The organism is Chitinophaga tropicalis, from assembly GCF_009758205.1.
Classification (GTDB): Bacteria; Bacteroidota; Bacteroidia; order Chitinophagales; family Chitinophagaceae; genus Chitinophaga; species Chitinophaga tropicalis.
On record NZ_WRXN01000001.1, the window covers coordinates 877,418 to 901,377 of the forward strand.

Below are 23,960 nucleotides of genomic sequence, written 5' to 3' on the forward strand. Positions count from 1 at the left end.
TATGAGAACAGCAAATCATCATCTTAACCTGACTCCCGTGTACGGTATATCCATATCGGTGATATCTATCGTCTTCATGGCCATTTTCTACTTCACAAATACTTCCGGCGCCTTGTGGACAGGATACTTTGTAAACCTGCTGGTATTTCTTGGAGTATTATTTTCTATTATTCATTACAACAGCCAGCATCATGAAAGGACCTCTTTACTGGCTCTGTTCTCCATGGGGTTCAGAACTACGTTGTGGACAGTTGTGATCATTTCTGCTTTTAATATTGTGTTACATCTTGTTGGCAGGTATAAGGAAGGGATAGAAGCATCTAATTTCTGGATCTTCCTGGTCACCAATATTCTCTTTACCAACCTGGTACTGGGTGTACTGGCTTCAGTGATAGGAGCTATGGTATTCAAGAGAAATCAGAAAACTACCCGGCCTGACTAGGCTCAGGTGGTGAGCCAGCCTAAAAGCAGGCAGGCAAGTACAATAAAGGGAGAAGGGACCTTTGACGTGCAGAGGATGCCCAGTGTGGTCAGCGTAATGGTAATATTGTACCAGGTCATGGGAATGGCCATAAACAGCATGATGGTGGCTGCCCACATAATACCTACAACGGTTGCGTTGATGCCTTCCAGTGCGCGGTAGATCACCACGTATTTCTTCAGGTTATGCCAGATGGGGAAGAAGAAGAGCACCAGCAAAAGGCTGGGCAGGAAGATGGCTACGGGCGCCAGTATGCATCCCAGCAGCTGGTAGCCTGCTCCCAGGTTGCGCATCACCATTCCTCCCACATATGCTGTAATAGAGAAAGTAGGACCGGGTAAAGCTCTCATGATACCAGCCCCGGTAAGAAGATCGCTCTCGTCCATAAATGCAGATTTGGCGCGGTATACATACTGTTCCAGCATCATGGCTATCAGTATATCTCCACCACCAAACACAAGGCTGCCAAAACGGTAGAAGTTCTCAAAAAGGTTAAACGGACGACGGGTGATCCAGTTATGTGTACGGGCAAGTTCCGAAAAGAAACCCGCCAGGATAAAGAGGGAGACAAACAGCCAGATATTGTTCCACCGGATCTTTTTAGGCTTGTCTGCAATATCGGGGATACGTTTATCGCTGAAATTGGAGACGGTGCCTCCAAGTATGATCAATATGGGGAATGTCCACGGGGATTTAAGAAAATATGCCACAAACAGTGAACCTATCATGATACCTGCTGTAGCAAGGTTTTTTATGCTGACGCGGAACGCCCTGATACTGCCGTACAGCAGGAAGCCTATAGCCATTGGCTGTACGTATTTGAAAATATCGGTGTTTAATGCTTTCCTGTCAAGGTATTGAAGAAGAAAGCTCAGGGAACCCATTAAGATGCAGGCGGGCGCTATCCAGATCAGCAATGTTACTATGGCCAGGGAGACACCGCCTCTTTTATATCCTATGAGGGTTAAGGTCTGCGAGGAAGAAGCGCCGGGTAATAGCTGACAGAAGGCATTGTACTCCATCAGTTCCTGTTCTGTCACATCTTTTCTTTGCTGTACGAATGTTTTCAACATCATCGCCAGGTGGCCCTGCGGGCCCCCATAGGCCGTTATGCTATGCAGGAAAACAGCTTTCAAAAAGGGAATATGACGTAACGTGAGCATCTTTAAGATGCCCGAATTTCAACAAAATCCTGAAAATATCAAACAATTAAACGATAAAGCAGGTGGAAGTGCGCGCGTTTAAATTTCTTTTTGATGTAAGACCGGAAGAAATTGTTCAAAAAAGGGTTTCGCCTTTGGCGAAACCCTTTTTTGAGGTGGCCGGTCGCAGACCGGCCAGATATGAAGGTGAAACCTCTTTTTTGAGAGAGGATCTTTTGCATTGTGTGCAGCGCAAAAAAGTCTTTATTTCTTCAATCCGATTTCTCTCAGCCGTTCATCCAGGTACTCGCCCGCTGTAATAGGCTCGTAGGCCAGCGGATTATCTGCCGTTATACAGCTTTCCAGCGCATTCAATGGCATCTCCGACTTGGGATGCAGGAAGAAAGGAATGGAATAACGGCTGGTATTCCACAGCTCACGCGGAGGGTTTACCACCCTGTGTGTAGTAGATTTCAACCTGTTATTGGTAAGTCTTTGCAGCATATCTCCCACATTCACTACTATCTGTTCAGGAAGAGAAGTGACCGGTACCCAGTTATCCTGCTTATCCAGTATCTGCAATCCATCGGCGGAGGCGCCTACCAGCAGGGTGATGAGGTTGATGTCCTCATGCTGTTCTGCACGGATGGCGGATTTCGGCTCCTGGGTGATAGGAGGGTAATGAATAGCTCTGAGAATGGAATTACCGTTATGTACGTAGTTGTCAAAATAATGCTCATCCAGCCCGAGGTAAATGGCAATGGCCTGCAGCAGTGAGCGTCCTGACTTTTCAAAAGCACGGTATGCCTTGAAGAAAGTAGGGGTGAAGGCGGGAATTTCCTGTACTGATATATTTTCAGGATATTCTTCGCTGATAGGGTCACCATCCTCTACAGTCTGTCCGAACTGGAAGAATTCTTTCAGATCGGGAGCGTCGTACCCTTTTGCATGTTCTTTCCCGAAAGAGGTATAGCCACGCTGGCCGGCCAGTTCAGGGATCTCGTACCCGCGTTTTACATCAGCGGGAAGAGTGAAGAACAGTTGTACGTATTTGTAGAGGTCTGCGATCAGGCTGTCAGGTATGCCATGATTCTTTACTGCTACAAAGCCTACTTCTTCATAAGCTTTGCCAAGTTGCTGTACAAAAGCTGCTTTATCTGCAGCATTGCCTGAAGTAAAGGCGGCGAGGTCCACAACCGGGATGGAATGAGTAAGTGCCATAATAATGAGTTTTCCTTACTAAGTTAACTCATTTTAAGAAAGCTACATCTTCCGGGGTGATGTCTACTACGGCATATCTTTCCACATGGCTGATCAGCATCTCATCCATAATATCCACTACATTCCTGTAATTGGCAGATTTGTCTGCTTTGATCAGCACCATCAGGTCATTCTTTCCGGACCGGGTTATTACCTGGTCACGTTTCTGCATGATCACATCCCTGATACCTTTGCTGTTGGCGTAAGAGCTGTTTTTAACCATTGGCGGATGTGCGGGGTCGTTACCCATTCCTTCATAATAGCGTATTGTGTTGTTGGCGCCCAGCAGGATAGTGAGCGCTTTGCTTTCTGCCAGCAGGCTGGGAGGCTGGTGATCTTCTTTGGCTGGCATGAGCAGCTTCAGTGTCTTGGGTTGAGATAGTGTAGTGGTGAGCATGAAGAAGGTGATAAGCAGAAAACCCAGGTCTACCATAGGTGTCATATCTACACGGGTACTTAATTTCTTTGAGCGGGTACCGCCTTTGCGGCTGCTTTGCGGGTTGTTGGTATTCATTTCAGCCATAACAGATATTTTATATACAGATGGGAGATGGCTGAAATTCCATAAGTGATGGAAAAACTTTTTTAAACATTAAGGCGCTCTGAAGTCAGAAGATATGTTAAAAGAAAAAACGCTTTTGCCGAAGGCAAAAGCGTTTTTTCTTTTATTAGAATTCCGCGTTCTTAGGTGTACGTGGGAAAGGTATTACATCACGTATATTACCCATACCGGTCACAAAAAGCACCAGTCTCTCAAACCCGAGACCAAAGCCGGCATGCGGCGCTGTTCCGAAGCGTCTTGTATCCAGGTACCAGCTCATCTCTTCTACCGGCAGGTGCATTTCCTGCATACGGGTTACCAGTTTATCCAGGTTCTCTTCACGCTGTGAACCTCCTACTATCTCACCGATACCGGGGAACAGGATATCCATCGCCCTTACGGTTTTACCATCTTCATTCTGTTTCATGTAGAAGGCTTTGATGGCTTTAGGATAGTCTGTCAGGATAACTGGTTTTTTAAAGTGTTTCTCTACCAGGTAGCGTTCGTGCTCGCTTTGCAGGTCGGCACCCCATTCTTCTATCAGGTAAGAGAATTTCTTTGTTTTGTTAGGCTTGCTGTTCTTAAGGATATCTATGGCTTCAGTGTAAGTGATGCGCATAAATTCATTGTTCAGTACAAATTCCAGTTTCTCTATCAGGCCCATTTCACTACGTTCGTTCTGAGGTTTCTGTTTTTCCTCTTCCAGCAGGCGTTGTGCCAGGAATTCCAGGTCTTCCCTGTTATTTTCCAGTGCGTAGCCGATCACATATTTAATGAAGGCCTCAGCCAGGTTCATGTTATCGTCCAGGTCATAGAATGCCATTTCTGGTTCTATCATCCAGAATTCTGCCAGGTGGCGGGCGGTGTTGGAGTTTTCTGCACGGAAGGTAGGACCGAAGGTGTAGATATCTCCGAAGGCCATAGCGCCCAGTTCACCTTCCAGCTGACCGGATACGGTGAGGTTGGTGGCGCGGCCAAAGAAATCTTCTTTATAGTCGATCTCGCCGTTCTCTGTGAGTGGCGGGTTTTTGATATCGAAAGATGTGACATGGAACATTTCACCGGCGCCTTCTGCGTCAGATGCAGTGATGATAGGCGTGTGCAGGTATACAAATCCTTTTTCGTTGAAGAATTTGTGTACGGCAAAAGCCAGTGAATGACGCAGACGGAAGATAGCGCCGAAGGTGTTGGTCCTGAAACGCAGGTGAGCTATTTCACGCAGGTATTCCAGGCTGGGGCGGTTTTTCAGCTGCAGCGGATATTTCTCGGGGTCACAATCTCCCAGTATTTCCAGTTCAACAGCTTTTACTTCCACCCGCTGTCCTTTCCCGAGGGAAGGGATCACAGCACCTTTAACACTGATGGCTGCGCCTGTGGTAAGGCGTTTCAGCAGCTCCGGCGTTACGGATTCCTGGTCCAGCACTACCTGGATATTATTATTGGTAGAGCCATCGTTCAAAGCTATGAACTGGTTGTTGCGGAAAGACCGTATCCAACCTTTTACCACTACATCGTAGTTTGTTTTCTCGTCCTGCAGTATCTGCCTGACTTTTACTCTTTGGCTCATATGAATATAAATTTTGGACTGCAAAAATAATGGATAACAGGCAGACTGCATAGGGAAGTATACCACAGAGGGACGGACTCCTAAATAAAATGTTAAAATAATTTGTCATTGATAGCCAGCAATCTGGCAGGAATATTGATGAGAATAGACATGAAAAACCGAAAACCAGCTACCGGAGCGTGTTTTATAACAGGTGAAAAGTGACAGATGCTTGTCTGGCACCACTTAGCAGGGGTTGGTAAAGTGCATTTTTTTTGGATAATAGCGAAAGTTGTTTTAATCTTGCGGTATAATCTGTCTGATTAAGTTCTAATTTCCATCTTCATCAGCAGTCCTAAACTCAACATTCCCTATCAGATTTAATAAACCAGATTAAATTTATTGGACTCAAAAAACAATTATTTATAATTGGTGTATGTTGGTATGTAGTGGTACCCACCTTGCAACACTTCTAAAATTTGACAACACACGATGATGTACGACATCTTACAATTGAACGACATGCTCGTTCCTGAGCTGCTTGACATTGCAGAGAAACTGGATGTGCCAAACGCCAAAAAACTGAGCAAACAGGATCTTATCTATAAAATACTCGATAAGCAGGCAGTAATGGCCTCTGAAGGTAACCCGGCCAATGGTGAGGAGAAAAAAACACGGAAACGAAAATCAAAGAAAGACGAAGACGCTGAAGAGGCTCCTGTAGCAGAAACCACGGCTGCAGATGAAAAACCGAAACGTGGCAGGAAACCAGCTGCCGGTGTAAAATCCAAAGACACAGAACAGGAAGAACATAAAGCTCCAGAACCCAAATCCAAGAAAAAAGACTTTGATATAGATCTAGATAGCATTCCTTCTTTAACTTTTGATGATGATGATGATGTGATCATTCCCCAGTTCACAGAAGATGAAGAAGAAGAAGAGGAAGAAGAAGTTATCACCAAGCTGCCTGTGGCAGAAGAAGAGGAAGAAGACGAGGAGGATGACGAGGATGACTTTGTAATGCCGGAAGAGCCGGTACTGGCGCAGAAACAGCGCTTCGGAAAAAAAGAGCCTGCATTTAATATAGAGTTTGATGGAATAATCATCAGTGAAGGTGTGCTGGAAATGATGCCTGACGGCTATGGCTTCCTGCGCTCTTCAGATTATAACTACCTCAGCTCTCCTGACGATATATATGTTTCTCCTTCCCAGATAAAGCTCTTCGGACTGAAAACAGGAGATACTGTGAAAGGTTCTGTAAGACCTCCGAAAGAAGGTGAGAAATACTTTGCGCTGCTGAAAGTGGAAACCATTAATGGCAAGTCTCCGGAAGAAGTGCGTGACCGCGTACCTTTCGACTATCTGACCCCGCTGTTCCCTTTCGAAAAGCTGAGGCTGACCACCACTTCCAACAACTACTCGACACGTATCATGGACATGTTTACCCCTATAGGTAAAGGCCAGCGTGGTTTGATCGTAGCTCAGCCTAAAGTGGGTAAAACCATGCTGCTGAAAGAAGTGGCTAACGCTATTGCTACCAACCACCCTGAAGTATACCTGATGGTGGTGCTGATCGATGAACGTCCGGAAGAGGTGACAGATATGGAGCGCAGCGTGAAGGCAGAAGTAATTGCTTCTACTTTCGACGAGCCTGCAGAGAAACACGTTAAAGTATCTGCTATTGCTTTACAGAAAGCTAAACGCCTGGTAGAATGCGGTCATGACGTAGTGATCCTGCTGGATTCCATTACCCGTCTTGCCCGTGCGCACAACACCGTAGCTCCTGCTTCCGGTAAAGTATTGAGTGGTGGTGTGGAAGCAAATGCCATGCAGAAGCCTAAACAGTTCTTTGGTGCTGCCCGTAAGATAGAGAACGGTGGTTCTCTCACTATCCTGGCTACTGCACTGATAGATACAGGTTCCAAAATGGATGAGGTGATCTTTGAAGAGTTCAAAGGTACCGGTAACATGGAATTGCAGCTTGACCGTAAACTGGCTAACAGGCGTATATTCCCTGCTATCGATGTATCTGCTTCCTCTACCCGTCGTGATGACCTGCTGCTGGAAAAAGACATTCTCAAACGTCTCCATATACTGCGTAATCACCTGGCAGATATGAATACTGAAGAGTCTATGCACTTTATGCTGCAGCATATGAGAGGAACCAAGAACAACGAAGAGTTCCTGATCTCAATGAATGGATAATTTTTTCCGGTTGATTTACAGCCGATATTTAAAAAGCGCTTTTGCCTTTGGCAAAAGCGCTTTTTGTTATTATTTATACTGTTTCCAGTGGCTTACCAGGTCTTTTTTCCTTCTTTCTGCCACCTCCAGCTTCACCCCATTCTTCAGGGAAACCCTGTTATGCTCTGCATCCACCTGGCTGATCTGCGATAGCTGCACCATCTGGTGGTTATTGATCTGGAAAAAACGTAAGGTACTGAACAGGTCTGTGTAATACCGGAAGGAACGTTCTGCATCAAGCTGCTGTTCATCATTCAGGTGAAATACACATTTCTCTGTACCTGCTTCCAGGAAGGCAATGGTATTCAGTGAAATAATATGTTCTTCATTACCTCCGGCGGGTATGACCAGGTCCATATTGATGTTATGCCCGTTGTTGAAGTTATCGAGCAGTACTTTATACCTGTAAGTGCTGGCCTGTGCTTCTATCCGGGAAGCGATCTTTTCTACAGCAGCCATCAGGCTTTCCCTGTCAATAGGCTTGAGAATGATCTCTACTTCGCTGAAACGTATGGTATGCAGGAATTTCTTTTCGAATGCAGTCACAAACACGGCTTCAAACGGAGGTATTTCCTGAGTGCCCAGCAGCACGTCAAACCCTGTGCCGTCAGGCATTTCAAGGTCCAGGAATACCAGCTGTGGCTCATGCCGGCGAATAGTTTCTATACCGCCGGCACAATCAGATGCGGTGGCGGCAATCTGTACATTTGGGCAATATTTCTCCAGCATCAGGGATATTATATCCCGGCTGTTGCGTTCATCATCTATAATAACGGCCTTTATCATAACTTAAAATGGATGGGGCGGTTATAACTGCGGAATCAGGATCCTGACAATAGTACCGCTTTCTGTGTTATTATTTTCAGATTTGTCTATGACGTATATGTGGATACCTGTATTATACATCTTATTAAGCAGTTCGGCGCGGTTGAAGCTGATCTCCATGCCGGACGACTGGTGATGTTTGGGTAAAGTACGCAATGTTTTGGAGCGGTTAATGCCTATGCCGTTATCTTCTATCAGGCATTCCAGCATATCCGGTGCTACCTGGTTAAACTGGATGAGCAGGCGGCCTATGGCCTGGCTGCTGTTGGTCATTCCATATTTAACAGCATTTTCCACGTAAGGTTGCAGCAGCATGGCCGGTACTTCCAGTTCTGCCGTGGCAATGACAGGATCTATGACTATCTCATACTCCATCTTATTCTCAAAGCGCATCTTTTCAAGTCCAAGGTAAGTATTCAGGTAGGCAATTTCATCTGCCAGGGAGATAAAGTTGCGGCGGGAAAAGTCCAGCGTTTTCCGGATCAGGTAAGAAAAATCTGATAGGTATTTCTGTGCATATTCATAATCCCGCTGCATTACGAACAGCTGTATGGAGTTCAGGCAGTTAAAAATGAAGTGGGGGTTGATCTGTGCGCGGATGGCCTTCAGTTCTATTTCCGTCAGTTTTTTATCGTACTCTGTTTCCAGCTGTATTTTTCTTTGTTCTTCCAGCTCCTGTTTCTTACGCAGTATTTCTGTGGTCTGTTCCTTTACCAGTTCTTCCAGCTGCTCATTCAGCTTGCGTTGCAGCTCTTTGTTCTTGTTCAGTTGTTTGATGAGCATTTCCTGGGTGCGGGTACGTTCATTGTGTACCAGTTTGTTCCGGTAACTGAGCCCTGCCAGGAAGAACATGGATTGCAGTAACACCCCGGCTATGATAAGGAGGGAAGGAGCAGAGAGCTCTCCCAGTGCGCTGATAAGCCCTAATGGCTTTACCAGCATGATAAATGAGCCGAAACAGGCAATGTAAAAGCATAATGAGCCGAACAGGAAAAAGCGTACCAGCGGATGGTGCCTGGAGCGTCTTGCCAGTGCTGCAAATACTACCAGCAGGGGCAGGAGGGTGGCCAGGTAAACATAACTGTATATCATGCCGGGCACGTGGTATTGCTCCATCGCTATGCAGTAAAAGCAGAGCAGGATAATGGCCCCGATGAAAGCAGCTACATAGTTAAAGAGTTTTTCCATGAAAGGGTAGCGTTCCTGCAGGTTGAGGAAGGCGTTCCCGAATGCCAGGTACATGAGGTAGAAGCAGAAAAGCAGTGCGGGGACGTCCCAGTAATATTTTAGCATGGGCCACCGGTAGAACACGGAGAGCTGGTAAGGTTTGCTTTCAAGGCGGAGGGTGAAGAAGAGGATCAGCCCCAGCATATAGGCTGCAAAATAGAGGTAGGAGCGGTCCGGCAGTTGGATGTAGTTGATGATGGCGATGGCCAGGCATACCAGCAGCATGCCCAGCAGGACCTGTACCAGTACGGTTTCTTTGCGGTAAAATTCCAGCTGGCTGCTTCTGAAACCTTCATATTGAAGTGCATTGAAGAGGGTGGGCATCAATGCGTTCTCATTATGGATCTTATTGTTGATATGAAGGAAGAAGGTGCGTGTTTGTCCGGGGGGTACGGTTATGGGAAACCCGTAATGTTCCCATCTGCGCACGTTATCGCGGTCCAGCATCATACCTGTTTGCCTCAGCAGGTGTAATTGCTGTGAGCTGTCCTGTATGTACCAGTACATGTAGTCATGCCAGCCGGCAAAGAAGGTAAGTGCTGAATCAGACTGGCCGGTATTTTTTACATGCAGTTTCAGCCAGCAATTATGTTCTTTTCCTATGTTCTTTCTTTGTTCATGGAAAATCAGATAGTTGTGGCTAAACTCTGCTGCTGGCACCTGTTTCAATGTTAAATGCTCTCCTTTATCTTCGATACTGAATAGGTACGGGCGTAAATCAATACCTGACGGCAGATGGCTGAAGTCTGCTGCCAGGGTGTCGTTGGCCGGTGCGCTACCGAAGATATTGAGGGAGCTACAAAGGAACAGGAATAGTAAATAAATACGATTCACTGTCAAGTAATAAAGTGTTACAACAAACCGTCTATGGCTTTAGCCATTTTCCGGTCCTTATCAGTGATCACATCTCCCGCATCGTGTGTATTCAGGTATATATCTACCTTGTTATAAACATTTGTCCAATATGGGTGATGGTCCATTTTTTCAGCTAATAAAGCCACTTTTGTCATAAAAGCAAACGCATCCCTGAAGTCGTGGAACGTGAAAGAGCGATGCAACTGGTTGTTTTTTTCTTCCCACATAACAAAAGTATTTAATCATAAAAGCATGGCTTTTATGGGGTGATTCGGCGAAGGAAGACCGGGGTGTGAGCCGGTCAGAAGATGAGGTTCATCTTATTTTTGATCTCTCTGATGTCCAGTAAAGATACTAATTGTACAAGCTCTACCTGGCGTAACTGCTCTATTAATTTTTTGATATCCTGCAGTTGATAATAGTCTCCTTTTATCATCCACAGGTAATCGATATTTTTCAGTTCCGGGAGCAGGAACTCTGCCTGGCAGTGATTATTATAGAAGTAGTGTACAGCTGATTTGGTAGGTTCTTCGAAATCGAACACGCTGAAGTAGAAGGCCCTGTTGTTCTTGGAAAGATTAATTTCCAGTGAATTATTGACCCTGAAATTAAAGTGCATGGTCCTGTTTATCTGCCAGCAGAGTTGATAGTCGCGGGCAGAAGAAACAACACCAACGATGTGGGTAGATTCAAAGAAATCTTCCAGCAGTTGGTCCTGGTCCAGCTTTAACTTTAATACCGACATATAGTAATATGTGATTCAATGTTCGCCAAGGTCGTCATTTTTTCGCACTTCTTTTAGCGGTGGGTTTAGTACCCGGCAACCAAAGTACGTCTTTAAAATTTAATATTTTATCGTCTTTTACCTGGATACCTTCCTGTTCCAGTAATTCCTGCATCAGGGTAGGGGTTGCAAAGTGGTGTTTGCCACTCAGCATACCGTTGCGGTTCACTATCCTGTGTGCCGGTACGCGTGGTTTTACATGTCCTGCGCCATTCATGGCCCAGCCTACCATGCGGGCGGAGAGTTTCAGCCCGGAGGCTTCTGCTATGGCGCCGTAAGTGGTTACGCGGCCTTTGGGCACCTGCCTTGCCAGTTCGAATACCCTTTCATAGAAGGAGCCTTCACTGGTCGTCCTTTTTTTCTCTTCCGGCAAGGAGAGTGGTCCTTTTGGGTTCGGGAACTTTTTCATAATTGTATGGACAATGTTTACAGCCGTTGCCGCAGCAGGATCCGCGCCGGAGGTGATAATGTTCGGTGAACACCATATACCCGTGTTCGTTATAGTAGAAATCAATCCCCTCCTTCAACGGCTGCTGTTGCATCTGATGGCAGTTGTATTTCACGCCAGTTGAGGGGCGTGGAAGGTAATGCAAATTTCAGGTACCTGATGGTACGGCCGTCTTCCAGGTGCATGCCTTCATAGAAGGTTTTGATCTGTAATAACGGTGGTATTTCAGGAAGTGCATATACATCCGGGATATTCTCTATGAGTGTGCAACCGCTGGCGGTGATCACTTCCTGGGTAAATTCATACAGTTCTGCAGAATCTGTTTTCAGGTTGATGGTGCCGTCTTTAGCCAGCAGGGGTTGATACAGCTGCAGGAATTTCGGATGTGTAAGACGTTTTTTTGATTTGGACTGACGCAGGAACGGGTCGGGGAAAGTGATCCATATCTCTGCTATTTCGCCGGGGGCGAAGTAATTCTGTAATTTATCTATCTGTGTACGGAGGAAGCCTGCGTTGGGCAGCGGTTCTTCGAGGGCGGTTTTAGCACCTCTCCAGATACGGTTGCCTTTCAGGTCTACTCCCAGGAAGTTCCTTTCCGGGTAGCGGCGGGCCAGGCCGAGGGTATAATCCCCTTTACCGCAAGCCAGCTCAAGTGTAAGCGGGTGGTTATTCTTATAGAATGTATGCCATTGGCCCGGCATATTTTCCGGGTAGATGAGCACATTAGGAAAAGTCTCAATTTCTGCGAAGCGTTGTAATTTCTTTTGTCCCATTTGCTGCAAAAATAATGTTTTCCCGAGGAGAACTGTTTTTTGGGCAGTGCCGGGGGCTAAATCCTGCTGAAAATAAAAAAGCCTGACCGTTTTAAACGATCAGGCTTTTTAGCTGTAGGGGAAGGAGTCGAACCTCCACGGGGCAGTTAGCCGCAGCACAAATAAGATTAGTGGTCAACCCATTATGCTGTGTTTATCCTGTGATCCCCACCCCCGAGACAAGAGGGCATGTCTGCCAGTTTCATCACCCCACAATTTTAAAGAACTGGTTATTCAACTTTTGTCCGGGTTTCTTCGAATTTATTCAGTTTTTTAAGGCTGACTTTATATCGAATTCCGTTTTTGAACAACGATTATGATGCAAATCTAAAGACACGGAGGTTTTCTTGCAAATTTTTTAAGAAAAATTTTTGAAATTTCGAAATTTTTCAAATATTTGCATATAGGTTTAATACATTCAAAAACAAATTGTAAAAATGAGCCACAATTTGAATATTGACAAACTAGATTTGCAGATCATCAGTGAAATGATGCATAATGCTGAAATCTCCTACGCTGACCTCGGGAAGAAGCTTTTCGTTTCCGGTGGCACGATCCACGTTAGAATGAAGAAATTACAAGAACTGGGTATTGTTAAAGGTACAAAATTACATGTAGATTTAAAAATGATCGGGTATGACGTAATTGCCTTTATTGGTATCTATCTTGAAAAAAGCTCAATGTATGATACTGTGGCCAAAGAATTACGCAAGATCCCTGAAATGGTAAGGCTGAATTATACTACCGGTAGCTATAGTATGTTCGCTGAGATCATTTGTAAGGATATAAGCCAGCTCAGAAGGATACTGCATGATGAATTACAGAAGATCAAAGGGATTGAACGCACTGAGACGCTGATCTCTCTCGAGGAAAGTTTCTACAGGACTATAAATGTTGTTGAGTAAGTAATATTACTGAAAGGGCCGGCTATATTATTAGCCGGCCCTGATATTTTCCTACATTTAGTTATGGTTACAACTGAAATTGCCGACAAGATAAGACGGCTGGAAGAAAAGTATGCCGCTATGGGACAGGATCTTTCATCATATCTTGATGGGCTCCTCTACGCGGACTATCTGACTTACTGGGACTATATTCAGCTGGATGTATTATTAAACCTGCAGCACCCCCGCACCCCGATCCCTGACGAGAACATTTTTATTATTTATCACCAGATCACAGAACTGTATTTCAAGCTGACCCTGCAGGCTATTGAGCAGGTATGCCATGCCCCTGTGCTGACGGCAGACCTGTTCAAAACCCAGCTGAAGCGGATCAATAACTATTTCCGGAACCTGATCAATTCTTTCGAGATCATGGTAGAGGGGATGGATAAACAGCAGTTCCTGCAGTTCAGAATGGCTTTGCTGCCGGCCAGCGGTTTCCAGAGCGGACAGTTCAGGAAAATAGAAATATGTTCCACCACGCTGGTGAACCTGGTATATGAGCCCCAGCGGCCACCCTTAAAAGATAAGGAGCTGTCTGAGGTGCTGGATAATATTTACTGGAGAAGCGGCGCCACAGAGCTGGCTACAGGGAAGAAAACCCTTACCCTGCGGCAGTTTGAGCAGAAGTATATGCAGGAGTTCCTGTTGCTTGCTAACCGTTATAAGCCCTGCAATATGCAGCTGCGTTATAAGGAACTGGCGCCGGAAGTACAGCAGGAAGTATTACCGTTGCTGAAAGAGTACGACCTGAATATTAATGTGCGATGGCCGCTCATGCACTATAAATCTGCCGTCAGGTACCTGAACCGTAAACCGGAGGATATTGCCGCTACCGGTGGTACCAACTGGCAGCAGTATTTGCCCCCCAGGCATAAGAGGATCGTCTTTTTCCCTGAAATATGGACGGAAGAAGAGCTGGAGAACTGGGGAAAGCTGGCCTTTGAAGAGTAATTATTTGGTTTTTCAGCCGCACATAAGGCAAAAAAGACCGCAAAAACCGCTTTTGCCGAAGGCAGAAGCGATTTTTGCATCCAAAAAGTTAAAGTATAATATCCCGATCTCTGAGACACTTTATAATTAAACTATTTTTCATAAGTTTGCATAGAACGGTTGCTTTCACATTAAAAGTCATTCCGTACGGGCAACTACCCCGGTACAAAGATGTTCTCCAGTAGCTATTTTGCTTTGTGAATGCGCGAGCAGTACTTACCTTTCAAAATTTACACTGATATTATTTTTTAATTTGCGATATGGAATACAATACCACCCGTAACCATTTGATAATGAAGGAGTATGGACGGAATATCCAGAAGATGATAGAATATGTGCTGAGCATAGAAGACATGGAACACCGTCAGAGGAATGCTATGTCACTGATAGAGCTGATGGGTACGCTTAACCCCCACCTGCGCAATGTAGAGGACTTCAGGCATAAATTATGGGACCATTTATTCCTGATATCTGACTTCAAACTGGATGTGGAATCCCCATATCCTATTCCAACCAGGGAAACATTAAAGGCTAAACCCGAGCGCCTGGGTTATCCTAAAAAATACCCCCGTAACCGCCACTTCGGTAAAAACCTGGAAATAGTGATCGACAAAGCGATCAACGAAACCAATCCTGAGAAAAAAGAAGGGTTTACCCAATGTGTAGGTAATTATATGAAGCTGGCCTATAGCAACTGGCATAAGGAAAGTGTGCATGATGACGCTATCAGGGCAGAACTGAATTCCATTACCAACGGCCAGTTAGAGTTTCAACCTGGTTATACCCCTCCGGTAACTGCAGCAGCAGTAGCCAACCAGCCTAACTTCAACACCAATGCTGAATTCCAGCCCCGCACCAGCGGTAGCAGTGGCGGCAGCAACAAACGCAAGAACTTCCAGCAAAACAAGTTCAAAAACAACAGCGGGAAAAGTAACAAGCACAATAACAACAATAAATACAATAAAAACAGGAACAAGTGAGTAGTGCCTTTGAAGTAAGAGGTGGTAACCGTCTTAAGGGGGAAATTGTGCCCCAGGGAGCCAAAAACGAAGCTTTACAGATCATCAGCGCTGTTTTATTAACACCTGAAAAGGTGACCATCAGCAATATCCCGGATATCCTGGACGTAAACCTGCTGATAGAACTGCTGGGAGATATGGGGGTGAAGACCAACAGGGTAACACGTGATACATGCGAATTCCAGGCTGACCAGATTGACCTGCCATATATAGAGAGTGCAGAATTCAAGAAAAAATCCGGGCGTCTCAGAGGATCGGTTATGATAGCCGGCCCCTTACTGGCGCGCTTCGGGAAAGCATATATCCCTAAACCGGGAGGAGACAAGATAGGCCGCCGCAGACTGGACACACATATTATCGGTTTCGAGAAACTGGGTGTGCAGTTTGTATATGATAATGACGATAACTACTTCCGCCTTGAATCCGGTAACGGTGGACTGAAAGGAGCCTATATGCTACTGGACGAACCTTCCGTTACAGGTACGGCTAACATTGTAATGGCAGCTGTAATGGCAAGCGGGACCACCACAATCTATAACGCCGCCTGTGAGCCTTACCTGCAGCAGCTCTGCAAAATGCTGAACAGTATGGGCGCGAAGATCAACGGTATAGGTTCCAACCTGCTCACTATTGAAGGAGTAAGCTCTTTAGGCGGTTGTACTCACGCTATGCTGCCGGACATGATCGAGATCGGTTCCTTCATTGGACTGGCCGCTATGACCCAGAGTGAGATCACTATTAAGAATGCGGGTATAGAACACCTGGGCATTATCCCTGAGAAGTTCCGCCAGCTGGGTATCCAGATGGAAATCCGCAATAATGATATTTATATTCCCGCGCAGGATTCATATGAGATCCAGACTTTCCTGGACGGTTCTATCCTCACTATCTCAGATCACCCATGGCCGGGCTTTACGCCTGACCTGCTGAGCATTGTGCTGGTAGTGGCTACACAGGCTAAAGGTAGTGTGATGATTCACCAGAAGATGTTTGAAAGCAGGCTTTTCTTCGTGGATAAGCTGATTGATATGGGAGCGCAGATCGTATTGTGCGATCCGCACCGTGCTGTGGTGATAGGACTAGGCAGGCAGCACCAGCTGCGTGGCATCACAATGTCCTCTCCTGACATCCGTGCAGGTGTTTCCCTGCTGATCGCCGCATTGAGCGCGGAAGGCAAGAGCACCATTCAGAATATCGAACAGATAGATCGCGGTTATCAGTATATAGATGAACGTTTGAGAAAGCTGGGCGCAGATATCAAAAGAGTTTAAAGCTGAATAAGCATTTTAAGAATTTAAAGCTGGTGCCGTAAGGCGTCAGCTTTCTGTTAGCTCAAAGCTATAGACAGGAGCGAATGATCTGTACAATCGCACTTATCTCATGGTTTTGGGCTTTTGTATTAATCGTATTTTGCATCATGGCCAATAAGATCATCATCATTACCGCTCCCTCCGGAGCGGGTAAAACCACCATCGTAAAAAAGCTGTTGTCTGAACTGCCCCAGCTCTCATTTTCAATATCTGCCACCACAAGGCAAGCCAGGGAAGCAGAAGTGGATGGAAAGGACTATCACTTTCTGAGCCTGGACGATTTTCACCAGAAAATAGATGATAACGCATTTGCTGAATACGAAATGGTATATGCCGGTAAATATTATGGTACGCTGAAGTCTGAATTGCAGCGTATATGGGATAACGGTAAAGTACCGATGGTGGATATTGATGTAAAAGGGGCCCTCTCTATTAAAGAGAAGTATCATAACGGTGTTTTAACTATATTTATAGCACCGCCTACCCTGGATACCCTGCGTACACGTCTGAGCGAAAGGGGAACAGAAACCCAGGCGTCTCTGGAAGAGAGGCTGGGAAAGGCCCGGTATGAAATGTCTTTTTCTCATGAGTTTGATGAGATCGTGGTGAATGATGACCTGGAAACTGCTTATGCAGCTGTAAAAGCGTTAGTAGTTTCTTTTCTTAGTAAATGATTTTGAGCTGCGTTTTTTGCGGCAAACTATTGAACCCAAAAATAAAGTGGTAACATCACCCATAAACATGCGGAATCTTTAATTACTTACTTTTGTTCTCTATGGATACGTATACACTCCTGATACTGGCTGCTCTTGTATTGCTGGCAGGTTTCTTTGCCGGGTTGGAAACGGCATTCGCCAATGTGAACAAATTGAGCATTGAGCTGAAGAAGAAACAGGGCCGCGCTACAGGAAAGATCTTAGCCGGTTTTAATGACAACCCCTCCCGCTTCCTGGCTACCAGTTTGCTGGGACTGACCATAACCGTAGTAATATATGGGATACTTTTTGCCGGTTTCTTTCAACCCCTGTGGGACAGGATATTATCGCCGCAGGAGAACACCAGCTATCAGCCCCTGTTGCTCCTCATGGAAGTGCTGCTGGCAACACTGGTCCTGCTTACATTCGGTTTCTTCATTCCCCGTGCTGTATTCCGTTCAAGGCCGGAAGCATTACTGGGTTTCTTCGCATTACCCATCTCTTTTATATCAAAACCACTGTTTGTATTAGGCAGCCTGCTGGTATCTGTATCTGAATGGATACTGAAATATCTTTTCAATGTGAGGATAGTAGAAAATGCCACATCTTTTCCCCGGGTGGATGTTGAGCATTTTATAAGGCAATCGCAGCAGCATGTAACAGAAAACCAGGAGCTGAACACAGAGCTGTTTGAAAATGCGCTGTCACTCACCCATGTAAAGATCCGTGGTTGTCTCATTCCCAGGAAGGAGATAGAGGCCCTGGACATCAGCAGCCCTATTGCACAGGCACAACGCAAATTTGTCGAGACCAAGCTATCCAAGATCGTTATTTACGAATCTACGATCGATAATATACTCGGGTATATCCATCAGCTGGATATGTTCAAGAACCCGGCAGATATTTCTGCTATCCTGCATCCTATCCTGGCCGTTCCGGAAACGATGAGCGCTATAGACCTGCTCAGCAAGTTTAACAAGGAGAGAAGGAGCATTGCCTGGGTGGTAGACGAGTTTGGCGGTACTGCAGGTATTGTTACTATTGAAGATGTACTTGAAGAGATATTCGGAGAGATCAAGGATGAACATGATGTGGAGGAGTTTGTAGAGAAACAGATTGCTGAAAAAGAATATATCTTCTCCGGCAGACTGGAACTGGATTATCTCAATGAGAAATACGGATTTGATTTTCCTGAAGATGAAAGTGAAACATTGTCCGGTTATATTATCAATCATCATGAAACTATTCCCCGTCTCAAAGAAAGGATCATCATTGATGATTACGAATTTGACGTGTTGAATGTGACGGAAACAAGGATAGAAATGGTAAAACTGAAGGTGCTTGGGTAGTTTCTGCCGATTAATTGACGTTTATTTTCCAGAAAGCCCGATTTTTATTTCTCTCGGTGTCAATTATTTAGGAGAACTTACTGGTTTTTTATAAAAGAAAAGAAATCAGGTGTTGACATTGTTATATTTTTTTTAATATATTTGCATTATCAAAAAGCATCCAACCTGCTAAAACGATTTAAAAAAAGTAGTAGGGAATTAACACGAATTTTATACATTTGCTACGGATGATGTAACACAATGATTTGATTTTTGTTAAAAGGATGTAAAAAAAATTGTTACAACATTGATAATAACATAATTCTTTCTATTTTTGTAATAGAAATTTAAAAGTAACCAGAAGCACAAACTATCTTGAAAGCTTGCCATCAATCGGATGGAATGTGAATCTGGAAACAAAGACATTCTCGAATTCAACTTTTTTGGGGTTAACAAACAATGGATGAAAGGCCGGCTCTTGATTCTTCTCGGGCTGGCTCTTTTTTTGTACCTGTATCACCCCTTCCCTCTTTTGTTAACACTATTCGTCAATTCTGTTCCTCTTTCTTCAAACTTTTCTTTACCTTTTCGCCGCATTTGATTTGGCTATGCACTGTATTTTATTGCAGGCAACAGCTATCTTTGTGCCCTTAGATAATAGTTTAACAGAGCCCGACTAACAGATATGTTCAAGAAAATTTTTGCCAATAACGATGAGAAAGCGGAGATGTCTTTCTTTGATCACCTGGAAGACCTGCGCTGGCACATTGTCCGGTCCATTATAGCGCTGATTGTGTTCAGTATTTTTGGCTTTGTTTACACTAAAGAGATCCTTGATAATGTGATCTTCGGACCTACCAACAAGAACTTCCCTTCTTATGTAGCGTTATGTAAACTGGGGCAGCTGGTAGGGCTGGGGGATAAGCTTTGTATTGAGCCGGTACCTATTGTGTTCCAGAACCACATACTGGTTGGTCAGGTAATGCTGCAGTTCAAGCTGGCCTTTATGATTGGCCTGGTGGCGGCATTTCCTTATATCTTCTGGGAGTTCTGGCGTTTTATTAAGCCGGCGTTGAGAGAGCGTGAGCTGAAAGGAGCGAGGGGAATTATTTTCTGGGTGTCTTTCCAGTTCTTTCTTGGAATAGCATTCAGTTATTTCCTGATGGCGCCTTTCACCATCAACTTCCTGGCCGGGTATACCGTTACAGACAAGGCGGTGAATCAGTTCTTTATAGATGATTATTTTGGTTTGATGACACAGATCGTACTGGGTATGGGGGTGTTGTTCGAATTGCCGATCCTGGTGTTCTTCCTTACCAAAATAGGATTTATCACGCCTACTTTCCTGCGTACCTACCGTCGTCATGCAATAGTTGTGATCCTGGTACTGGCAGCCGTGATCACACCGCCTGACGTAATTGATCAGCTGATCGTGTTTACGCCTTTGTATGCGTTATATGAAATAAGTATCTACATTTCGAAGAGAGCGTTGAAAGGAATGGAAGACAGGGAGAATGAACCGGAAGTAGAAGAATGGTCTTAAAAAAACTTAATGTTATGGCATCACAATCATTATTCGATCTTTCCCTGCCGGTAGCTATCGGCTCAGATCATGCAGGGTATGAATATAAAGAGGAGATCATCTCCTACCTGGAAGCAAAAGGACTGAAAGTAAAAGATGTAGGCGCACACTCCAGTGAGTCTGCAGATTATCCTGATTTTGCGCACCCGGTGGCAACACTGGTTGAAAGGGAACAGGCCGCTTTCGGTATCCTTGTATGTGGCAGTGGTAATGGCGTGGCCATTACTGCCAACAAGCACCAGGGCATCCGCGCCGCTATCTGCTGGGGCGAAGAACTGTCGCGTCTGTCACGTGCGCACAATAATGCAAATGTGTTATGTGTGCCTGCCCGTTTTGTAGATGATGCAGTGGCTAAACAGATGGTAGATGTTTTTATCAGTACTCCATTTGAAGGTGGCCGCCACGAAAACAGGGTGAGAAAGATTGCCTGTTTATAAGCCGGCATTTCTTATTTTATTAAGCTGTATATAGCGCAAAAAAGAACCATATAAGGTTCTTTTTTGCGTTTTTTAATTATATGTTATCCCTTTTATTTTATTTGGTAAATAGAATTGATTTTGTTAAATTGTGTTAAGAGTCAGTTAGTTGGATGTTAGTTCGTAATATATTTCTGTCTGAGATTAGTCTGTGAATGATTGTATGGAAGAGCTGGGAGTAGAGCAATATTGAACCCCATTTTGTAACCTTAAAAATTTACCAAAAAATGGAAACGCCCGCAGTAAGCGTACGTCCGGTTTTCATCACATCACAGGGTGTGACTGAACTGGTCCGATCGCGCCTTATCTGTTATTTTATCACTTAGTTCACGAAATTGATTAGCATAACCTTACCGTGTTTGAGAAAAGCAGCCGTTGTTATATCCCGATCCTGTAAACATTTCAACGAGGCCTGGTGTGTAAGTAAGATCTATGTAACCATTTAACACCCTTACATATGATAGCGAACTTTTACTTAAACAATTGTTTCCCTTAAAATGGTTTATCAGCTGAAGCAATTTTATTTCAGATGCTTAAACTTCACCATTATGTCATCCACAGAATTTAACACCTTATTGCTGGGAAACGCTGATTTCCTGCGCCCGTACGCCGTTACGCTGACTAAAGACGCAGAATCGGCGAAGGATCTTTACCAGGAGACCTTGTTCCGCGCACTGGCAAACCGCGACAAATACCTGGCTGGAACCAATATCCGGGCATGGCTGTATACCATTATGCGGAATATCTTCATCAACAATTACCGGAGAGGTAACCGGCAGTTCCGCCTGCTGGACAATGGTGCAGGGGATTATCTCATTCACCTGCAGCAACCGGTAATAGACAACAAGGCAGAAACCAACCTCCGTATCAAAGATGTACATATGGCGGTTTACAATCTGCCCGTTATTTTCAAGCAGCCATTTATGCTGTACTTTGAGGGGTATAAATACTATGAGATTGCGGCTATGCTGAATGAGCCGCTGGGAACAGTGAAAAGCCGTATCCATTTTGCACGCAAAATGTTGAAATCCCGCATAGCGAGATATTAATTCTCCATTCTTTCGTATTTTTACGCCTTCCCTTTTAAACAAAAGAATGAAGGCAAACTACTTAGACGAATTGAACGAGCGGCAGCGCGAAGCTGTGGCGCATATCAACGGTCCGCTGATGATCGTGGCAGGTGCAGGGTCCGGTAAAACCAAAGTACTTACTACCCGCATCGCTCATCTGATGAGGAATGGTGTGGATGCTTTTAATATACTGTCGCTTACATTTACCAACAAGGCTGCCCGCGAAATGAAGGAACGTGTGGAAAAGATACTTGGAGGAACAGAAGCGCGCAACCTGTACATAGGTACCTTCCACTCTGTTTTTGCACGTCTGCTCAGAGCAGAAGCGCACAGGCTCGGTTACCCCAACGACTTTACCATCTACGATTCTGACGACGCTAAAAGTGTGCTCAAGACAATCATAAATGAGCAGAATCTTGACGATAAGCACTATAAGCCCAACCTGGTATATAACCGTATTTCCGCGGCTAAAAACAGCCTTATGGGGCCGGAAGAATACCAGCATGACTATGCCGTACAGCAGGAAGATATGAGGGCCAACAGGCCCCTTACCGGGAAACTGTATGATATGTACGCTAAACGCTGCTTCAAGAACGGTGCTATGGATTTTGACGACCTGCTGTTCAAAATGTACGTGCTCCTGAAAAGCTTCCCCGAAGTACTGCACAAATACCAGCACAAGTTCAAATACATCATGATCGATGAGTACCAGGATACCAACCCTGCCCAGTACGAGATCATAAAACTGCTGGGCGCTGCCCATGAAAATATCTGCGTGGTAGGTGACGATGCCCAGAGTATTTACTCCTTCCGCGGCGCCACCATCCAGAACATCCTCCAGTTTGAAAAAGACTATGAAGATGCCAAAGTGGTGAAGCTGGAACAGAACTACCGCAGTACCAAATCCATCCTTAACGTTGCAAACGAAGTGATCGCCAATAATAAAGGCCAGATCGAAAAGAACCTGTGGACAGACAATGGCGACGGAGAAAAGATCAAGCTGGTACGCACCATGACAGATAATGAGGAAGGAAAGTTCGTAGCAGAGACCATCGCAGAACAGAAACTCCGCAACCATTACTCCAACAGGGACTTTGCCATCCTTTACCGTACCAATGCCCAAAGCCGTGCGTTTGAGGAAAACCTGCGCCGTAAAGCCATTCCTTACCGCATTTTCGGAGGCATGTCCTTCTACCAGCGTAAGGAGATCAAGGACTTTGTAGCTTACCTCCGTGTAGTGACCAACCCCCAGGAAGAAGAAAGCCTGAAACGTATTATCAACTACCCGGTGCGTGGTATAGGTAAAACCACCATGGATAAGATAGCTGTGCTGGCTAACGATCACAACCTTACTTTCTGGCAGGTGCTGGAAAGAGCGGCAGAGTTTGGTTTCAAAAGCGGTACGCTGGAAGCGATAGAGAACTTTGTGATGATGATCAGAAGCTTCCAGGCCATGCTGGGTAAACATGATGCCTATGAGATAGCTTTCCAGGTGGGTAAATCGACCGGCATTGTAAAAGAGCTTTTCAACGATAAGACCACAGAAGGCCTGGCCCGCTACGAGAACATCCAGGAGTTGCTGAACTCTATCAAAGAGTTTACAGAAACGCCTACGGAAGATGGAGAGCTGGTACTGCAGGAAAAATCCCTGGGCTCCTATCTGCAGCAGATCACCCTGCTTACAGATGCAGATAAAGGAGGGGATGAGGATAGCGATGTAGTGAAGCTTATGACCATCCACGCGGCAAAAGGACTGGAATTTCCGGTGGTATTTTCTGTTGGACTGGAAGAAAACCTCTTCCCCAGTAGTCTTTCCATCAATTCCAGGGAAGAACTGGAAGAGGAGCGCCGCCTTTTCTATGTGGTAATTACCCGTGCAAAATCACGTCTCTGGCTTACATATGCCAACAGCCGTTACCGCTTCGGACAGCTGGTGAATAATGAATCCAGCCGTTTCCTGGAAGAGATGCCGGAAAAATATATTGACCGCAGCTATGCCGGCGGTGGTGCTGTACGCAGCTCCCTCAACACCGGCAACGGACTTTGGGGCAATAGTGGCGGAAGTAACATGTTTGACCGCATGCAGAAAAAAGCGCCTGGTCAGCCGCAACCGCAGGCAGGACCACGTCCTATGCCCAAGCAGGCGCCCGCTCCCAATGCTGCCAGCACCCATGTGCCTTCTGCTGGCTTTGCACCGGACGATCCGGCTACTATGGAGGCAGGTATGGAAGTGGAACACCAGAAATTTGGCTTTGGTACCATCCTGAATATGGAAGGAGCGCCCAATAACCGTATTGCTACAGTCAATTTCCCTAAAGGCGGAGGCGAAAAGAAGATCATGCTGAACTACGCCCGCCTGATGATAGTAAAGAAATAAA

23 protein-coding genes are annotated in these 23,960 nt (G+C 45.3%); 12 read left to right on the forward strand and 11 right to left on the reverse strand.

The annotated features are described in order from the left end of the window. Position 1 precedes the first annotated feature (1 nt). Complete coding sequence (locus GO493_RS03725) at positions 2-442, forward strand: hypothetical protein (protein WP_157304754.1); 441 nt, start codon at positions 2-4, stop codon at positions 440-442. A gap of 2 nt (positions 443-444) precedes the next feature. On the opposite strand, the gene chrA is transcribed toward GO493_RS03725, so the two are convergent. The 4 genes from chrA to asnS form a co-directional block, all read right to left on the reverse strand. Further along, on the reverse strand, positions 445-1,644 hold the full coding sequence (chrA, locus tag GO493_RS03730) for a chromate efflux transporter (RefSeq protein WP_157304755.1): 1,200 nt from the start codon (positions 1,642-1,644) through the stop codon (positions 445-447). Positions 1,645-1,887: 243 nt separating this feature from the next. Beyond that, positions 1,888-2,844, reverse strand: coding sequence for an isopenicillin N synthase family dioxygenase (locus GO493_RS03735; protein ID WP_157304756.1), 957 nt, complete (start codon positions 2,842-2,844; stop codon positions 1,888-1,890). A 28-nt stretch (positions 2,845-2,872) separates the two neighbouring features. Continuing rightward, entirely contained in the window at positions 2,873-3,406 is a 534-nt protein-coding gene (locus GO493_RS03740) for an ExbD/TolR family protein (protein ID WP_157304757.1), read from the reverse strand. Positions 3,407-3,551: 145 nt separating this feature from the next. Then, positions 3,552-4,991 (reverse strand): asparagine--tRNA ligase, encoded by a 1,440-nt coding sequence (asnS, locus tag GO493_RS03745; protein WP_157304758.1) that lies wholly within the window; start codon positions 4,989-4,991, stop codon positions 3,552-3,554. Positions 4,992-5,465: 474 nt separating this feature from the next. Here asnS and rho point away from each other — a divergent pair, with 474 nt between their 5' ends. Continuing rightward, positions 5,466-7,175: a transcription termination factor Rho gene (gene rho, locus GO493_RS03750; protein WP_157305230.1), complete on the forward strand. Its 1,710-nt coding sequence runs from the start codon at positions 5,466-5,468 to the stop codon at positions 7,173-7,175. A gap of 69 nt (positions 7,176-7,244) precedes the next feature. Here the strand turns inward: rho and GO493_RS03755 are convergent, their stop codons facing one another. The 7 genes from GO493_RS03755 to trmB form a co-directional block, all read right to left on the reverse strand. Further along, entirely contained in the window at positions 7,245-8,000 is a 756-nt protein-coding gene (locus GO493_RS03755; RefSeq protein ID WP_157304759.1) for a LytR/AlgR family response regulator transcription factor, read from the reverse strand. Between the two features lie 21 nt (positions 8,001-8,021). Further along, complete coding sequence (locus tag GO493_RS03760; protein WP_198315469.1) at positions 8,022-10,100, reverse strand: histidine kinase; 2,079 nt, start codon at positions 10,098-10,100, stop codon at positions 8,022-8,024. Positions 10,101-10,117: 17 nt separating this feature from the next. Beyond that, positions 10,118-10,348: a 4a-hydroxytetrahydrobiopterin dehydratase gene (locus tag GO493_RS03765; protein ID WP_157304761.1), complete on the reverse strand. Its 231-nt coding sequence runs from the start codon at positions 10,346-10,348 to the stop codon at positions 10,118-10,120. Positions 10,349-10,422: 74 nt separating this feature from the next. Then, positions 10,423-10,866, reverse strand: coding sequence for an IPExxxVDY family protein (locus tag GO493_RS03770; protein WP_157304762.1), 444 nt, complete (start codon positions 10,864-10,866; stop codon positions 10,423-10,425). A gap of 34 nt (positions 10,867-10,900) precedes the next feature. Beyond that, on the reverse strand, positions 10,901-11,314 hold the full coding sequence (locus GO493_RS03775) for an MGMT family protein (protein WP_157304763.1): 414 nt from the start codon (positions 11,312-11,314) through the stop codon (positions 10,901-10,903). Beyond that, on the reverse strand, positions 11,247-11,447 hold the full coding sequence (locus tag GO493_RS30805; protein ID WP_198315471.1) for a DUF5522 domain-containing protein: 201 nt from the start codon (positions 11,445-11,447) through the stop codon (positions 11,247-11,249). The genes GO493_RS03775 and GO493_RS30805 overlap by 68 nt, the downstream gene beginning before the upstream one ends. After that, positions 11,416-12,126, reverse strand: coding sequence for a tRNA (guanosine(46)-N7)-methyltransferase TrmB (trmB, locus tag GO493_RS03780; protein ID WP_157304764.1), 711 nt, complete (start codon positions 12,124-12,126; stop codon positions 11,416-11,418). The genes GO493_RS30805 and trmB overlap by 32 nt, the downstream gene beginning before the upstream one ends. A gap of 476 nt (positions 12,127-12,602) precedes the next feature. Here trmB and GO493_RS03785 point away from each other — a divergent pair, with 476 nt between their 5' ends. From GO493_RS03785 to GO493_RS03830, 10 genes are all read left to right on the forward strand, one after another. Further along, positions 12,603-13,070 carry an Lrp/AsnC ligand binding domain-containing protein gene (locus tag GO493_RS03785; protein WP_110053192.1) on the forward strand — a complete coding sequence of 156 codons (468 nt, stop codon included), beginning with the start codon at positions 12,603-12,605 and terminating at the stop codon, positions 13,068-13,070. A 63-nt stretch (positions 13,071-13,133) separates the two neighbouring features. After that, positions 13,134-14,063 (forward strand): tryptophan 2,3-dioxygenase family protein, encoded by a 930-nt coding sequence (locus GO493_RS03790; protein WP_157304765.1) that lies wholly within the window; start codon positions 13,134-13,136, stop codon positions 14,061-14,063. Positions 14,064-14,362: 299 nt separating this feature from the next. Then, positions 14,363-15,082 carry a DUF4290 domain-containing protein gene (locus GO493_RS03795; protein ID WP_157304766.1) on the forward strand — a complete coding sequence of 240 codons (720 nt, stop codon included), beginning with the start codon at positions 14,363-14,365 and terminating at the stop codon, positions 15,080-15,082. Further along, positions 15,079-16,392: a UDP-N-acetylglucosamine 1-carboxyvinyltransferase gene (murA, locus tag GO493_RS03800; RefSeq protein ID WP_317165401.1), complete on the forward strand. Its 1,314-nt coding sequence runs from the start codon at positions 15,079-15,081 to the stop codon at positions 16,390-16,392. Before GO493_RS03795 ends, murA begins: the two co-directional genes overlap by 4 nt. A 146-nt stretch (positions 16,393-16,538) precedes the next feature. Next, positions 16,539-17,105: a guanylate kinase gene (gene gmk / locus GO493_RS03805; protein WP_157304767.1), complete on the forward strand. Its 567-nt coding sequence runs from the start codon at positions 16,539-16,541 to the stop codon at positions 17,103-17,105. A gap of 101 nt (positions 17,106-17,206) precedes the next feature. Continuing rightward, on the forward strand, positions 17,207-18,475 hold the full coding sequence (locus GO493_RS03810; RefSeq protein ID WP_157304768.1) for a hemolysin family protein: 1,269 nt from the start codon (positions 17,207-17,209) through the stop codon (positions 18,473-18,475). 664 nt (positions 18,476-19,139) lie between these two features. Next, positions 19,140-19,997 (forward strand): twin-arginine translocase subunit TatC, encoded by an 858-nt coding sequence (tatC, locus tag GO493_RS03815; RefSeq protein WP_157304769.1) that lies wholly within the window; start codon positions 19,140-19,142, stop codon positions 19,995-19,997. 14 nt (positions 19,998-20,011) lie between these two features. After that, positions 20,012-20,473, forward strand: coding sequence for a ribose 5-phosphate isomerase B (gene rpiB / locus GO493_RS03820; protein WP_157304770.1), 462 nt, complete (start codon positions 20,012-20,014; stop codon positions 20,471-20,473). Positions 20,474-21,060: 587 nt separating this feature from the next. Continuing rightward, a complete protein-coding gene (locus GO493_RS03825) occupies positions 21,061-21,561 on the forward strand; it encodes an RNA polymerase sigma factor (protein WP_157304771.1) in 501 nt (166 codons plus the stop codon). A gap of 46 nt (positions 21,562-21,607) precedes the next feature. Then, positions 21,608-23,959, forward strand: a complete 2,352-nt coding sequence (locus GO493_RS03830; RefSeq protein WP_157304772.1) for an ATP-dependent helicase — start codon at positions 21,608-21,610, stop codon at positions 23,957-23,959. The last annotated feature ends 1 nt before the right edge of the window (position 23,960 follow it).

Coding starts and splice junctions, on each gene's coding strand:
- GO493_RS03725 (WP_157304754.1), top strand. CDS start 2: ATGAGAACAGCAAATCATCATCTTAACCTGACTCCCGTGTACGGTATA.
- chrA (WP_157304755.1), bottom strand. CDS start 1,644: ATGCTCACGTTACGTCATATTCCCTTTTTGAAAGCTGTTTTCCTGCAT.
- GO493_RS03735 (WP_157304756.1), bottom strand. CDS start 2,844: ATGGCACTTACTCATTCCATCCCGGTTGTGGACCTCGCCGCCTTTACT.
- GO493_RS03740 (WP_157304757.1), bottom strand. CDS start 3,406: ATGGCTGAAATGAATACCAACAACCCGCAAAGCAGCCGCAAAGGCGGT.
- asnS (WP_157304758.1), bottom strand. CDS start 4,991: ATGAGCCAAAGAGTAAAAGTCAGGCAGATACTGCAGGACGAGAAAACA.
- rho (WP_157305230.1), top strand. CDS start 5,466: ATGTACGACATCTTACAATTGAACGACATGCTCGTTCCTGAGCTGCTT.
- GO493_RS03755 (WP_157304759.1), bottom strand. CDS start 8,000: ATGATAAAGGCCGTTATTATAGATGATGAACGCAACAGCCGGGATATA.
- GO493_RS03765 (WP_157304761.1), bottom strand. CDS start 10,348: ATGTGGGAAGAAAAAAACAACCAGTTGCATCGCTCTTTCACGTTCCAC.
- GO493_RS03770 (WP_157304762.1), bottom strand. CDS start 10,866: ATGTCGGTATTAAAGTTAAAGCTGGACCAGGACCAACTGCTGGAAGAT.
- GO493_RS03775 (WP_157304763.1), bottom strand. CDS start 11,314: ATGAAAAAGTTCCCGAACCCAAAAGGACCACTCTCCTTGCCGGAAGAG.
- GO493_RS30805 (WP_198315471.1), bottom strand. CDS start 11,447: ATGCAACAGCAGCCGTTGAAGGAGGGGATTGATTTCTACTATAACGAA.
- trmB (WP_157304764.1), bottom strand. CDS start 12,126: ATGGGACAAAAGAAATTACAACGCTTCGCAGAAATTGAGACTTTTCCT.
- GO493_RS03785 (WP_110053192.1), top strand. CDS start 12,603: ATGAGCCACAATTTGAATATTGACAAACTAGATTTGCAGATCATCAGT.
- GO493_RS03790 (WP_157304765.1), top strand. CDS start 13,134: ATGGTTACAACTGAAATTGCCGACAAGATAAGACGGCTGGAAGAAAAG.
- GO493_RS03795 (WP_157304766.1), top strand. CDS start 14,363: ATGGAATACAATACCACCCGTAACCATTTGATAATGAAGGAGTATGGA.
- gmk (WP_157304767.1), top strand. CDS start 16,539: ATGGCCAATAAGATCATCATCATTACCGCTCCCTCCGGAGCGGGTAAA.
- GO493_RS03810 (WP_157304768.1), top strand. CDS start 17,207: ATGGATACGTATACACTCCTGATACTGGCTGCTCTTGTATTGCTGGCA.
- tatC (WP_157304769.1), top strand. CDS start 19,140: ATGTTCAAGAAAATTTTTGCCAATAACGATGAGAAAGCGGAGATGTCT.
- rpiB (WP_157304770.1), top strand. CDS start 20,012: ATGGCATCACAATCATTATTCGATCTTTCCCTGCCGGTAGCTATCGGC.
- GO493_RS03825 (WP_157304771.1), top strand. CDS start 21,061: ATGTCATCCACAGAATTTAACACCTTATTGCTGGGAAACGCTGATTTC.
- GO493_RS03830 (WP_157304772.1), top strand. CDS start 21,608: ATGAAGGCAAACTACTTAGACGAATTGAACGAGCGGCAGCGCGAAGCT.